A 13,462-nucleotide genomic window follows, 5' to 3' on the forward strand; every position below is an offset into this window, starting at 1 on the left:
CCTGGACACGGGTTGGCCGCGCAGGCCGCCCGGTCCGTGCCCGGACCGACGGGGGCGGCGTGGCGGCCGTGCCGGGCGGCACGACCGCCGCGCCCCTCCCCCGCCGGGCGGGACGCGTGCGCCTAGCGGTGCGGGTTGACGACGACCTCGACCCGCTGGAACTCCTTGAGGTCCGTGTAGCCGGAGGTGGCCATCGTGCGGCGCAGGGCTCCCATGAGGTTCATGGACCCGTCGCTGGTGTCGGCCGGGCCGTGAAGGATCGACTTCAGGTCGCCGATCGTCCCCACCTTGACCCGCTCACCGCGCGGCAGCTCCTCGTGGTGGGCCTCGCTGCCCCAGTGGTAGCCGCGACCGGGCGCCTCGGTGGCCCGTGCCAGCGGCGAGCCCACCATGACGGCGTCGGCGCCGCAGGCCAGGGCCTTGGCGATGTCACCGCTGCCGGTCATGCCGCCGTCCGCGATGACGTGCACGTAGCGGCCACCGGACTCGTCCAGGTAGTCGCGGCGCGCGGCGGCCACGTCGCCGATGGCGCTCGCCATCGGCACGGCCACACCGAGCACGGAGCGGGTGGTGTGCCCCGAGCCGCCCCCGAAGCCGACCAGCACACCGGCCGCGCCGGTGCGCATCAGGTGCAGGGCGGCGGTGTAGGTGGCGCACCCGCCCACCACGACCGGGACGTCCAGGTCGTAGATGAACTGCTTGAGGTTGAGCGGCTCGGCGCGCCCGGACACGTGCTCGGCGGACACCGTGGTGCCGCGGATCACGAAGATGTCCACCCCGGCGTCGACGACCGCCTTGTGGTACTGGGCGGTGCGCTGCGGCGACAGCCGCGCGGCCGTGACCAGGCCCGCGTCCCGGATCTCCTCGATCCGGCGTCCGATCAGCTCCTCCTGGATGGGGGCCGCGTAGATCTCCTGGAGCCGCTTGGTGGCCGCGACGTCGTCCAGCTCGCGGATCTCCTGGAGCAGCGGCTCCGGGTCCTCGTAGCGGGTCCAGAGTCCTTCCAGGTCGAGCACGCCGAGGCCGCCCTGCTCCCCGACGGCCACGACCGTCTGGGGTGAGGCGACGCTGTCCATGGGGCTGACCACCAGCGGCGTCTCGAACCGGTAGGCGTCGATCTGCCAGGCGATCGACACCTCCTCCGGGTCCCTCGTGCGTCGGGCAGGCACGATCCCGATCTCGTCGAGCTCATAGGCCCGGCGCCCGTTCTTGCCCAGCCCGATCTCCACCTGCGCCAACGTTTCGATCCCCTCTGACGTGCGGTACCGGCTCGTCTACCGGCGTCTTTCCTGCCGCCGAGAGTCTATCCGCCCAAAAGTTGGACCGGGTTTGACCCGCTCCGCACCCCCGCGCGGCGCGGCCTGTCGTTGACTGGCCGGTGACTTCGCACCGAAGAGAGCACCGGAGGGACCATGACCGCGGTGGACAAGCTGAAGGACCCGACCGTGCGGGCGCTGCTGGAGGCCGTGAACAGCGGGGACCGTGCGGGCTTCCTCGCCCTGCTCACACCGGGTGCCGTCCTCTCCGACGACGGCACGGAGCGGAACCTGGAGGAGTGGATCGACAAGGAGGTCTTCGACTCCAACGGGCGCATCGAGGTGCGCCGCGAGGAGGCCGACGGCCGGCGCCTGCTCGCCCGCTTCCGCAACGACACGTGGGGGGAGATGTCCACCCGGTGGGCCTTCGAGGTTGAGGGCGACCGGATCTCGCGCATCGAGACCGGCCAGGCCTGACCCCGTGCGGGGGCGGTCCGCACGCCCCCCGCGGGCCCGACGGGCGCCGGTCGCCGGTGGCGCCCGTCGGTCCGGCCGGGGCGGCTGTCAGAAGCGGGCGCCCATGGACGGGTGGTCGACGGGGACCAGGTAGTCGGAGGACGGAAGGGAGCCGTCGGGCGCGCGCGGCCCCGTCAGGACGGACGGGTCCGTGTCGGCCAGGTCGTCGTCCCCCCACGGGCCGGGCAGGTCCCAGGAGTTGCCGGAGCCCGTCGAGGAGCCCGGGCGCGCGTCCGTGCCGTTGCCCACGGCGAGGTTGGCGGTCGGCACGGAGGAGGAGCGGTCCAGGTCGAACCCGTCCCCGTCGTTGCCGTAGGCCGTGTTGTTCGCGAGGCGCATGGCCCCGGGGTTGCCGTTGTCGTCGTAGCCGTCGGCGGCGTTGCCCCAGGACATCGTGTTGGTGACGGTGTGGTCCACGGCCGGGGCCGGGTTTCCGCCGCCGAGCTTGAAGCCGTTGCCGTCGCCCGCGAAGTCGGGCAGGTCCCACCGGTTGAACCCGTTCCCGTAGGCGACCGAGTCCTCGATGGTCACGGGGTCCTCGAACAGCCAGGCGTCGAACCCGTCGTCCACGTTGTTCCACAGCCGGGCTCCGCGGACGACGTTGCCGGTTCCCGAGCCCTCCTTGATCGCGAGGCCGTCGGCGCTCTCGCCGTTCTTGCGGGGGTCCCGGTTGCCGTGGCTGTCCAGGTTCAGGATGAGGTTGTCGGACGACTCCCCCTGCAACTGGAAACCGCTTTCGAAGTTCTCCCTGGTCACGAGCCCTTCGAAAACGTTGGAGTCGCACCCGGCGCAGTAGTACCCGTACGGGCCGTTGACCAGCTCCAGCCCGCGCACGATCCAGTGCGAGGCCTCCTGGTGGATGGTGCCGCGCTCGTCCCGCGGGATGGAGCCGCCGACGGGGGTGGAACTGGCGGGGAGCGCGGCCCCGTCGATGATCACCCTCTCCCCCTCGTGGGCGGCGAGGGTGATCGGGGCGTCGGCGGTCCCGCTCACCGTGATGGTGATGTTGTCGTCGTCGAGGGCGTAGGTTCCGCCGCGGACCGCGATCACGTCGCCGGGTCCGGCGAGGTCGACGGCGCGCTGGACCGTGGCGAGGGGTTCCGCCAGGGTGCCGGGCGCGGAGTCGTCCCCGTCGGTGGCGACGACGAGCGTCGGCTCGGCATCGGTGTCGGTATCGGTGTCGGTGTCGGCGGTCGCGGCGGGGGGAGTGAGGAGCAGCCCCGCCGCCAGGCAGGCGGCGAGGGCCAGGGGGGTCGTGCGCTTCACTGCGGGCCTCCAGAACTTGGGCAAGCGCTTTCCAGCACCGCTCAGACTGCCACCGGACCACCGAAAGGGCCAGGGGGGCAAAAAGCGGTACGGGCCGCCCGGGAGGAGTCCTCCCGGGCGGCCCGTACCGCCGTGACGCCGACCCGGCCGACCGGGCCGGGCCCGGTCAGCGCGCGTTGTAGTTGGGCGCCTCGACGGTCATCTTGATGTCGTGCGGGTGGCTCTCTCGCAGGCCCGCGCTGGTGATCCGCATCAGCTGGCCGCGCTCGCGGAGCTCAGCCACGGTCCGGGTGCCCGCGTACCACATGGACTGGTGGAGGCCTCCGACGAGCTGGTGGGCGACCGCGCGGAGCGGGCCGCGGAACGGCACCTGGCCCTCGATGCCCTCGGGGACGAGCTTGTCCTCGGAGGCGACGTCGGCCTGGGCGTAGCGGTCCTTGGAGAAGGACCGGCCGCGCATGGCTCCGAGCGAGCCCATGCCCCGGTAGGCCTTGAACTGCTTGCCGTTGATGAAGATGAGTTCGCCCGGGCTCTCCTCGACCCCCGCGAGCAGGCTGCCGAGCATGACCGTGCTGGCTCCCGCGGCGATGGCCTTGGCGATCTCGCCGGAGTACTGGAGCCCGCCGTCCGCGATGAGCGGGACGCCCGCCGGGCCGCAGGCCTTGGAGGCCTCCAGGATGGCGGTGAGCTGGGGTGCGCCGACACCGGCGACGACGCGGGTGGTGCAGATGGAGCCGGGGCCCACGCCGACCTTGACGGCGTCGGCTCCGGCGTCGACGAGCAGCTGTGCCCCGGCCCGCGTGGCGATGTTGCCCGCGACGATGTCGGCACGGGAGTTGGCCTTGAGCTTGGCGATCATGTCGGCGAGCCCGGCGGAGTGGCCGTGCGCGGTGTCCACGACGACGAAGTCGACCCCGGCCTCGACGAGCAGCTTGGCGCGCTCCTCGGCCTCGGGACCGACGCCGACGGCGCCGCCGACGACCAGGCGCCCGTCGGCGTCCTTGGTGGCGTCGGGGAACTGCTCGCTCTTGATGAAGTCCTTGACGGTGATCAGGCCGCGCAGGCGGTTCTGGCCGTCGACCAGGGGCAGCTTCTCGACCTTGTGCTTGCGGAGCAGCTCGAAGGCCTGCGCGCGGCTGACGCCGACGGGGGCGGTGACCAGGTTCTCGGTGGTCATGACGTCGCGGACCAGCCGGGTGCGGTCGCTCTCGAAGCGCATGTCCCTGTTGGTGACGATGCCGACGAGGGAGCCGACGGCGTCGGTGACGGGGACGCCGGAGATCCGGTAGTGGGCGCACAGGCGCTCGACCTCGGCGAGGTCGTCCTCCGGCTTACAGGTGACGGGGTCGGTGACCATACCGGCCTCGGAGCGCTTGACCAGGTCGATCTGGCTGGCCTGGTCCTCGGCGGAGAGGTTGCGGTGCAGGACGCCCGCGCCGCCCTGGCGTGCCATGGACACGGCCATCCGGGCCTCGGTGACGGTGTCCATCGCCGCGGAGAGCAGGGGGATGCTCAGGGTGATGTTGCGGGACAGCTGCGTGGTGGTGTCCACATCGCCGGGCTGCAGGTCGGAGTAGGCCGGTACGAGGAGCACGTCGTCGTAGGTCAACCCCGGCGGCAGCAGTTTGTCCCCGTAGTCGCTGTACTCCTGGCCCATGACACAACCTCCGCTTTCCCGGCACACCTGCGCGGTTTCGCCCCCGCGTGTCGTCTCATCCTAGGTCGTCACCCCGTGCGGCCCAGGTGCAATGAGGTGTTTGACCCGTCACCCCGGCCCGAAAGTGATCGGTATCACGGTTTGGGTCCGGCGTGTGGGAGGGCGGCTGCGCTGTCCTCGCCGTCGTGCGACGGCCCGGGCCGGGGGCTTCCACGGCGTGCGCCGAAGGGCGCGTCCCCGCCGGTCGGCCGGGCCGTGCGGCGGAGCGGGGCTCAGTGCCAGCTGGAGCGGCGGCGCACGGCAGGACCGGGGTAGCGGCAGTGGCCGTGGGCACTCGGCCGGTCGGGGCACACACGGCGCCCGGGGCGGGGGCGCCCGCCGCGTTCAGGGGAGGAGGCGGTTCGCCACGGCCACCTGCCGAAGCCGAGCAATAGCTCGGTGCTGGGCGACCCGTACCGCGCCCGCCGACATTCCCAGTACATGTCCCGTCTCATCCGCTGTCAGTCCTGCGATCACCCTCATGACCAGGAGCTTGCGCTGCTGCTCCGGCAGCTCGTCCAGAAGCTCCCTCGCGCGCTGGGCCTCGATCACCCGCACCGCCGACTCCTCCGGCCCCGGGTCGTCGTCCGGCTGCTCGGGCACCGTGTCGGTGGGCACCGTCTCCACCCTGCCCGCGACGCGCAGGGTGTCGGCGACCTTGTGGGCGGCGATCCCGAACACGAAGGCCGCGAAGGGCCGGCCCCGGTCCTGGTAGCGCGGTACCGCGGAGAGCAGCGCGATGCACACTTCCTGTGCCACGTCGTCGGAGTGGTGGGCCAGGCCCGAGACCCGGGCGAGGCGCGCGTGGCAGTACCTCACCACCATGGGCCGGACAGCGCGCAACAGCGAGTCCATGGCCCCGTCGTCCCCCCGGACCGCGAGCGACCCCAGATGGTTCAACCCTGTCTCGCGGGCGGCGGAGTCCGCCTGCCCGTGCGTTCTTGGCCGCTGCGCGGTAGCGCCCCCCCGGGCGCCTGCATCCGTCACGTTAGGAATGATGCCCCCACTGCGGGACCCAACCGCTCCAATCACCAGCTACGGAATGATCACGTTTTGGGAAAATCGCCCGAAAACGCCACACACTCCAGAGTGAAAAGTGGGATGCGCGTGGTAGTGCGCGGGGGCGGGACACTGTCGTGTCCCGCCCCCGGGCCGAGCTCACACCGGGCCCGTCACCGGGCCTGAGGCGTGTGGTCAGTGACCGTGGCCGTGGCCGTGGTCGTCCGCCTCCTCCTCGGGCTTGTCCGCCACCAGGACCTCGGTGGTCAGGAGCATGCCCGCGATGGACGCGGCGTTCTGGACGGCCGAACGGGAGACCTTGACCGGGTCGAGGATGCCCTCGGCGGTCAGGTCGCCGTAGGTGCCCTTGGCCGCGTTGTAACCGTGGCCGACCTCCAGCTCGGAGATGCGGTGGGTCACGACGTAGCCCTCGGCGCCCGCGTTCTCCGCGATCCACCGGGCGGGCTCGACCAGGGCGCGGCGCACGATCGCCACACCGGTGGCCTCGTCGCCGGTCAGCCCGAGGTCGTCCAGGGCGGACGCCGCGTGCACCAGGGAGGCGCCGCCGCCGGCGACGATGCCCTCCTCGATGGCCGCGCGGGTCGCCGAGATGGCGTCCTCGAGGCGGTGCTTCTTCTCCTTGAGCTCCACCTCGGTGGCGGCGCCCACGCGCAGGACGGACACGCCGCCCGCGAGCTTGGCCAGGCGCTCCTGGAGCTTCTCGCGGTCCCAGTCGGAGTCGCTCGCCTCGATCTCCTTGCGGATCTGGCGGACGCGGTCGTCGATCTCGGACTGCTCGCCCGCACCGTCCACGACCGTGGTCGCGTCCTTGGTGATGACGGTGCGCCGGGCGCTGCCCAGCGCGTCGAGGTCGGCGTTCTCCAGGGTCAGGCCGACCTCCTCGGCGATGACCTGGCCGCCGGTGAGGACGGCGATGTCCTGGAGCATGGCCTTGCGGCGCTCACCGAAGCCGGGCGCCTTGACGGCGGCGACGTTGAGCGTGCCGCGGATCTTGTTGAGCACCAGGGCGCCCAGCGCGTCGCCGTCGATGTCCTCGGCGATGATCAGGAGCGGCTTCTTGCTCTGGACGACCTTCTCCAGCAGGGGCAGCAGCTCGTTGAGGCTGCTGATCTTCCCCTGGTTGATCAGGATGAGGGCGTCCTCGAGCACCGCCTCCTGGCGGTCGCCGTCGGTGACGAAGTAGGGCGAGACGTAACCCTTGTCGAACTGGAGCCCCTCGGTGAAGTCGAGGTCCATCCCGAAGGTGGGGGCCTCCTCCACCGTGATGACGCCGTCCTTGCCGACCTTGTCGAACGCCTCGGCGATCAGGTCGCCGATCTGGGCGTCCTGGGCGGAGTTGGTCGCCACGTAGGCGATGTCCTCGCGCTCCTCGACGGGGCGGGCGCGCTCCAGGAGGATCTCGGAGACGCGGGCGGCCGCGGCGTCGATGCCCCTCTTGAGGGAGAGCGGGGACGCGCCGGAGGTGACGCTGCGCAGCCCCTCGCGGACGAGGGCCTGGGCGAGGACGGTCGCGGTGGTGGTGCCGTCACCGGCGGCGTCGTTGGTCTTGGTGGCGACCTCCTTGACCAGCTGGGCGCCCAGGTTCTCGTACGGGTCGTCCAACTCGATCTCACGGGCGACGGTCACGCCGTCGTTCGTGATGGTGGGGGCGCCGAACTTCTTGTCGATGACGACGTTGCGGCCGCGCGGGCCGAGCGTCACCTTGACGGCGTTGGCGAGGCGGTCGACGCCCCGCTCGAGGGCGCGACGGGCGTCGTCCTCGAACTCCAGGATCTTCGGCATGTGGGTGCTTCCTCTTGAGGCTGGTCGAAAACGAGCATCCCGCCCCGCCCGGCGAAGTGCCGACCGGTGCGGGATGCCTGGCTCCGAGCCCGGCGGACCGGGCCCCGTCGAGACCTACTTCTCGACGACCGCGAGCAGGTCGCGGGCGGAGAGGACCAGGTACTCCTGGCCGTCGTACTTGACCTCGGTGCCGCCGTACTTGCTGTAGAGGACGACGTCGCCGACCTTCACGTCGAGCGGGATGCGCTTGTCGCCCTCGTCGTCCCAACGGCCGGGACCCACGGCGAGGATCTCGCCCTCCTGGGGCTTCTCCTTGGCGGTGTCCGGGATGACCAGACCGGAAGCGGTGGTCTGCTCGGCCTCCAGCGTCTTGACCACGACGCGGTCCTCGAGCGGCTTCAGCACGGTCTTGGTGGCGGTCGACACGGTGTGACCTCCCCCTTCAAGGTTTCGGTGTACTGGCTCCGGCCCGCGCTTGTACGCGGACCGACTGCGAAAAAGGGGCGACAGAGGCGGCCTGTCGTCGCGGGTGCCAGACCGGCGTCGTCGCGATTAGCACTCTACCCCCGAGAGTGCCAGAATGGAAATGAGACCGTGACCCCCGGTCAGGGACTTCCGCCGGGCGCAGGACGCCCCGCTCCGCCGACCGCCCCGTGGCGTCCCACGGGACCGGTGGGGCTGGAGCCGCTTCCCGCCCACCGCTCTTCGACGCTTGAGGGGAACCCATGCGCGTGCCCGCCTTCGAGGCGCTGCTGACCGACGCGGGCCGGGAGGTTCTGGCGGACGTCGATCCGGGGAGTGCCGTCCGGGACCAGCTGGGGACGGCGTCCCTGTTGCGCGCCGACCCGCGTGTGGCCGCCCTCGACCCGGACCTACCCGTCTCGGAGCTCGTGAACGCGCTCCTGACGCAGGTCTCCCTCCGCGAGCGCGGGCGGGCCAAGTTCGGCGACCGCGCGCGGCGGATGTTCTTCACTCCGAACGGCCTCGAACAGTCCACCCGGCGCGTGGTGGCGGACTACCGGGCGGAGCGGACGGCGGCGGTGGCCGGGGCGGTGCCGGAGGGCGGCGTCGCGGGCGACCTGTGCTGCGGGATCGGCGCCGATCTGCTGGCGCTGGCCGGGCGTGGCGTCCCGGTGGAGGGTGTGGACTCCGATCCGCTGACGGTGGCGGTGGCCCGCGCCAACATCGAGGCCCTGGGACTGTCCGGGACGGCCCGGGTCCGCGAGGGCGAGGTCGACGCGGGGGCGGTGGGCCGCTACCCGCTGCTGTTCTGCGACCCGGCGAGACGGGGCGGGCGCGGCCGGGTGTTCGACCCCGCCGCCTACTCCCCTCCGTGGGACGTGGCGACGGAGCTGGCGGAGGGCGCGGAGGCCGCCTGCCTGAAGGCGGCGCCCGGCATCCCGCACGAGGTGCTGCCCGCCGGTGCGACCGCCGAGTGGATCTCGGTGGACGGCGAGCTGAAGGAGACGGCGCTGTGGTTCGGCGCCCTGGCCGGGGACGGCACGGGCGGAGGGGCCCCCGCATCGGGCGTGCGGCGGCGGGCGACGGTCCTGCACGAGCGCGAGGGGCTCCTGGCCCGCGAGGGGGCGGTCGCCCACCTGGACGCGGATCCCGACCTGGGGCCGGCTCCGGTGGCCCCGGCACGGCGCTACCTGTACGACCCCGATCCGGCCGTGGTGCGGTCGCACCTGGTGGCGGAGGCCGCCGCCCGGGTGGACGGGGCGCTGCTGGACGAGCGGATCGCGTACTTCACGGCGGACACCGCGGCCGTGTCACCGCTGTGGCGGGTGCTGGAGGTGGTGGAGGTGCTGCCGTTCTCGTTGAAGCGCCTGAGGTCTGCGGTGCGTGCGCTGGACGCCGGAACGGTAACGATCAAGAAACGCGGATCGGCGGTGGACACGGAGAAACTGCGCCGCGACCTGAGGGCGTCCGGCCCGGCGTCGGTGACGGTCGTCCTCACGAGGATCGGTGACCGGCCCTTCTGCCTGCTGTGCCGCGAGGCGGGGTCGCCCTCCCCCGCGTGATCCCGCGGAGGCGGCCGCAGTCCCTCCCTGCCCGATGAGAGGCGCAAGGACCCCATATCGTTACCTCTCTCACCCAGATCTTTCGCCGTCCCCTGGGGGCGGAGGTGCCCCGGTCGTTAAACTGACGACCGCTGAAGTCTTTCCCTTCTCATGGATTCACCCGGAAGGCTCATGTGAGTGGCCCGCCCCGAGGTTCGGTCGGATCCTGGACCCTGCCCCGGGCATATACGGACAGTCACACTCCAGTCACGATGAGGCGGTAACCGTCGCGGGAGCGCCGCCCGCCCGGGGACCATCGGGAACCCGACCCGTCCGGAACCGTCCACTCCCCCGTATGGGCACGGGAGCGCCAGAACCAAAGGAGCACCTCGGTGGAACAGACCAACCACAACTTCCTCAACGGGGGAGGTCAGTCCGGTGTCTCCGACCGGATGCGCGACCTGCTCTCCCAGGCCGCCCAGGAGCACGTCTCCGAGCAGAAGTCGCAGGGCGCGGTCAGCGAGGAGATGCGCCAGCGCCTCGAAGGGATGGAGTGGCTGCTCCGCGAACTGCGCGAGCGCGAGCTCACCTCCCTCGCCGAGGCCGTCACCACGGTCAACGGACGCATCGACGACTTCCTGGCCCGCCCCCCGGAATGGGCCGAGACCCTCGCCGAGCACATCGAGGTCGTCGGGCAGCAGGTCAAGCCGCTGTCCGACATGCCGTCCCTGCGGGCCGACACCCAGCGCATCGCCGGCCACCTGGACACCGCGCTCACCCGCCTCCAGCGGATGGCCGAGACCGGGAACCGGACCGCCGAGCAGGTCACCGAGCTCGGCGAGCGCCTGAACGGGCTGAGCGAGACCGTGGGCACGCGCCTGGACTCCCTCGACACCGCCCTCGCCGCCCTCACCGCCAAGACCGAGGCCGTCGAGGCCTCGCTGGCCGCGCTGTCCGAGGTCTCCGGCGAGAGGCACGAGGCCGTCGTCACCGTTCTGGCCGAGAGCCGCACCGAGCTCTCCGGCTCCCTGGCCGAGAGCCGTACCGAGCTGGCCGAGGCGCTGGCCGCCGGACGGACCGAGATCACCGCGGCCGTCGAGGCCGGGCGCGAGAGCCTGGCGGACGCCGTCACCGAGAGCCGCGAGGCCCTCGTCGCCGCCGACACCCGCCTGGGCGAGACCGTCACCGCCAAGGTCGCGGAGACCTCCGACGAGCTGCGCTCGTTCGTGGAGGAGCGTACCGGCGACCTCCGCTCCTCCGCGGAGGAGCAGGCCGCCGAGCTCCGCACCGCCATCGCGGAGCGCACGGCCGAGCTGCGCGCCTCCGTGGAGGAGCGCACCGCCGAGCAGCACGAGACTCTGCTGTCCCGCCTCCAGGAGAACACCGGCGAGCTGGGCGAGCGCACCACCGCCCTGGCCGGGGAGCTCACCGCCCTGGCGACCGCGTCCGGCGAGCGCCACGAGGCCCTCACCGGGAAGCACGAGGCGCTGACCGCCAAGGTCACCGAGAGCATCGGCTACCTCAGCACGCAGGCCGAGGAGAACCACGCGGAGGCGACCGCCGCCGTCGCCGACGTCACGGGTTCGCTCTCCAAGCTGCGGGAGAACCACGAGTCGTCGCTCGCCGAGCTGCGCACCCACCTGCGCCAGCGCCTGGCCGAGCTCAACGAGGAGATGGAGCTGGGCCGGACCGAGACCCGGGAGCACGCCGAGTCCACGTCCGAGCGGCTGCGCGAGGCGCTCGCCGAGCGCACCGACGCCCTGGGCACGCGGATCTCCGAGGACTCCGAGCGGGTCACCGCCGGGTTCGCGCAGCTGCGCGAGTTCGTGCGGGAGTCCGGCGCCACGCTGTCCACGGAGTCCGAGGACCGGCACCGTTCGCTGACCGCGGCGCTCACCGAGCAGGTCGAGGGGCACCGCAGCGCGCTGGACGAGCGTCTGGAGCGCCAGCGCGAGGCGCTGACGGGCAAGGTCGACAACCACCTCTCGCAGATCACCGGCAAGGTGGACCACGAGCTGGGCCGCCTCACCGACAGGTTCGACACCTTCGAGGGGCACTTCGAGGGAAGCTTCGAGTCCGTCGAGGGCAAGATCGACCGCATCGACGGCCGGATGGACGGTGTCAACGGCCGCCTGGACGGCGTGGACGGCCGGATCAACGGCGTCGAGGGCCAGTTCGAGGGTGTCAGCGGGCACTTCGACGGCGTGGACGGCCGCATGGAGGCCATCGACGACCGGCTGGAGGCGCTCAACCAGCGGCTCAACCAGCTGCCGCAGACCATGGAGGTCAGCGAGCTGCACCGCCGTCTGACCGACCTGGTCGACCGGCCGCAGCTGGACCACTCCGGCAAGCTGGACGAGATCGACGAGCACGTCACCTCGGCGGTGGCCCCGGTGCTGCGCGAGCTGAAGCAGCGCCCGGACCGCCACGAGCTGGAGGAGACCGTCACCGAGGCGGTCGAGAACTCGCACGACGACATCACCAAGCGGTTCTCCTCCCTGGAGGAGACGGTGCTCGCCCTGGCCGAGGCGCTGCTGCGTCCTGGCCGGGACGGCAAGAAGAAGCGCCGTCGCGACGACGACGAGGACGACGAGTAGCGAGCGGGCCGGGCGGGGCGAGGGCGGCAGGCAGGCCGTCCCCCCGCTGACCGCCGCGGGGAGGGCCGGGACGCCGACCGCGTCCCGGCCCTCCCGTGTGCCCGGGCCCGGACCGTCCCGCCTGCGCGGCGTGGACGGGGCGGGGAACCGGGCCGCCCGGCGGGGCGGGGCCGGCTCCCACGGGCGGGACGCTCGCGTCCGGGCGCCGGTGGCGGGCGCGGGGTTCCACCGGGTTGAGCGGGGGTTGTGCGGGCTGCGCGGGCAGGATCAGACGGTGAAGACGACCTTGCCGAAGAGGTCGCCGTCGAGCATCGCCTGGAAGCCCTCCCTGGCCCGGGCCAGGGGGAGCACCCGGTCGATCTCTGGGCGCACCCCGGTCCGGGCGCACATCCGCGCCAGGGCGTCCAGTTCCTCCCTGGTGCCCATGGTGGAGCCGATGACCCGCAACTGGAGGAAGTACACCCGGTTGAGTTCGGCCGAGGGGGCGTCGCCGCTGGTGGCGCCGCAGGTGATGATCGCGCCGCCCGGTGTGAGGGAGCGCAGGGAGTGGCCCCAGGTGGCCTGTCCGACCGAGTCGAAGACGGCGTCGACCTTCTCCGGCAGCCTCTCGCCCGTGGGCAGCGCCGCGTGGGCGCCCAGGGCGACGGCCCTCTCCCTCTTGGTCTCGCTGCGACTGGTGGCGTACACGCGGTGTCCGACGTGCGACGCCAGTCGGATGAGGGCCGCCGCCACCCCGCCCCCGGCGCCCTGCACCAGCACGGTCGAGCCGGGCCGCAGGCCGGCCTTGCCGAAGAGCATGCTGTAGGCGGTGAGCCACGCGGTGGGCAGGCAGGCGGCCTCCTCGAAGCTCAGCTCCGGCGGTTTGGGCACCAGGTTGCGGCGGGGCACGGCGATCCTCTCGGCGAGGCCGCCGTCGTACACCTCCGAGAGCAGCGACCTGCGGGGGTCGAGGGTCTCGTCGCCGCCTCCGGCCGCGGGGTCGCCGATGACGCCGTGCACGATGACCTCGTTGCCGTCCTCGTCGACGCCGGCCGCGTCGGTGCCCAGGACCATCGGCAGGTTCTTCTCGCTGAGCGCCGCGCCGCGCAGGCTCCACAGGTCGTGGTGGTTGAGGGCCGCCGCCCTGACGTCGACCACCGTCCACCCCTCACGGGGTTCGGGGTCGGGGCGTTCGCCCGCCTCCAGTCCGGAGAGCGGGTCCTCGGGCGCGATGCGTGCTGCGGTGATGGCGAACATGACGGTAGCCAACCACGCCGCCCGAACCGGGTTCTACCCCCGGGGCCCGGCGGGTCCCGGTGCGTCGTCCCGGGCTTCCCGCCCGTTCCC

At 72.3% G+C, this 13,462-nt stretch carries 10 protein-coding genes; 3 read left to right on the forward strand and 7 right to left on the reverse strand.

The genetic code is table 11. The features are described 5' to 3' along the window. Positions 1-122: 122 nt before the first annotated feature. Positions 123-1,229 carry a GuaB3 family IMP dehydrogenase-related protein gene (locus Q8791_RS04345; protein ID WP_330090444.1) on the reverse strand — a complete coding sequence of 369 codons (1,107 nt, stop codon included), beginning with the start codon at positions 1,227-1,229 and terminating at the stop codon, positions 123-125. Positions 1,230-1,421: 192 nt separating this feature from the next. Here Q8791_RS04345 and Q8791_RS04350 point away from each other — a divergent pair, with 192 nt between their 5' ends. Further along, a complete protein-coding gene (locus Q8791_RS04350) occupies positions 1,422-1,733 on the forward strand; it encodes a nuclear transport factor 2-like protein (protein ID WP_407941954.1) in 312 nt (103 codons plus the stop codon). Between the two features lie 87 nt (positions 1,734-1,820). Here the strand turns inward: Q8791_RS04350 and Q8791_RS04355 are convergent, their stop codons facing one another. From Q8791_RS04355 to groES, 5 genes are all read right to left on the reverse strand, one after another. Then, the gene (locus Q8791_RS04355) at positions 1,821-3,038 is read right to left on the reverse strand and encodes a right-handed parallel beta-helix repeat-containing protein (RefSeq protein ID WP_330090258.1); all 1,218 of its coding nucleotides are present in this window, start codon (positions 3,036-3,038) and stop codon (positions 1,821-1,823) included. Positions 3,039-3,204: 166 nt separating this feature from the next. Further along, positions 3,205-4,695, reverse strand: a complete 1,491-nt coding sequence (guaB, locus tag Q8791_RS04360; protein ID WP_330090259.1) for an IMP dehydrogenase — start codon at positions 4,693-4,695, stop codon at positions 3,205-3,207. Positions 4,696-5,079: 384 nt separating this feature from the next. Then, on the reverse strand, positions 5,080-5,721 hold the full coding sequence (locus Q8791_RS04365; RefSeq protein WP_407941955.1) for a sigma-70 family RNA polymerase sigma factor: 642 nt from the start codon (positions 5,719-5,721) through the stop codon (positions 5,080-5,082). 207 nt (positions 5,722-5,928) lie between these two features. Then, positions 5,929-7,536, reverse strand: coding sequence for a chaperonin GroEL (groL, locus tag Q8791_RS04370; protein ID WP_330090260.1), 1,608 nt, complete (start codon positions 7,534-7,536; stop codon positions 5,929-5,931). Between the two features lie 114 nt (positions 7,537-7,650). Further along, positions 7,651-7,962: a co-chaperone GroES gene (groES, locus tag Q8791_RS04375; RefSeq protein ID WP_330090261.1), complete on the reverse strand. Its 312-nt coding sequence runs from the start codon at positions 7,960-7,962 to the stop codon at positions 7,651-7,653. A 299-nt stretch (positions 7,963-8,261) separates the two neighbouring features. On the opposite strand from groES, the gene Q8791_RS04380 reads away from it, so the two are divergent. Together Q8791_RS04380 and Q8791_RS04385 are read left to right on the forward strand one after the other, a co-directional pair. Next, positions 8,262-9,560 (forward strand): class I SAM-dependent methyltransferase, encoded by a 1,299-nt coding sequence (locus tag Q8791_RS04380; RefSeq protein ID WP_330090262.1) that lies wholly within the window; start codon positions 8,262-8,264, stop codon positions 9,558-9,560. Between the two features lie 371 nt (positions 9,561-9,931). Then, positions 9,932-12,136: a hypothetical protein gene (locus Q8791_RS04385; protein WP_330090263.1), complete on the forward strand. Its 2,205-nt coding sequence runs from the start codon at positions 9,932-9,934 to the stop codon at positions 12,134-12,136. A 267-nt stretch (positions 12,137-12,403) separates the two neighbouring features. Here Q8791_RS04385 and Q8791_RS04390 read toward each other — a convergent pair whose 3' ends face one another. Further along, a complete protein-coding gene (locus tag Q8791_RS04390) occupies positions 12,404-13,372 on the reverse strand; it encodes a zinc-binding dehydrogenase (protein ID WP_330090264.1) in 969 nt (322 codons plus the stop codon). Positions 13,373-13,462 lie beyond the last annotated feature (90 nt).

The sequence above is a fragment of the Nocardiopsis codii genome (assembly GCF_036327455.1).
GTDB classification, from domain to species: domain Bacteria; phylum Actinomycetota; class Actinomycetes; order Streptosporangiales; family Streptosporangiaceae; genus Nocardiopsis; species Nocardiopsis codii.

Coding starts and splice junctions, on each gene's coding strand:
- guaB (WP_330090259.1), bottom strand. CDS start 4,695: ATGGGCCAGGAGTACAGCGACTACGGGGACAAACTGCTGCCGCCGGGG.
- groL (WP_330090260.1), bottom strand. CDS start 7,536: ATGCCGAAGATCCTGGAGTTCGAGGACGACGCCCGTCGCGCCCTCGAG.
- Q8791_RS04380 (WP_330090262.1), top strand. CDS start 8,262: ATGCGCGTGCCCGCCTTCGAGGCGCTGCTGACCGACGCGGGCCGGGAG.
- Q8791_RS04390 (WP_330090264.1), bottom strand. CDS start 13,372: ATGTTCGCCATCACCGCAGCACGCATCGCGCCCGAGGACCCGCTCTCC.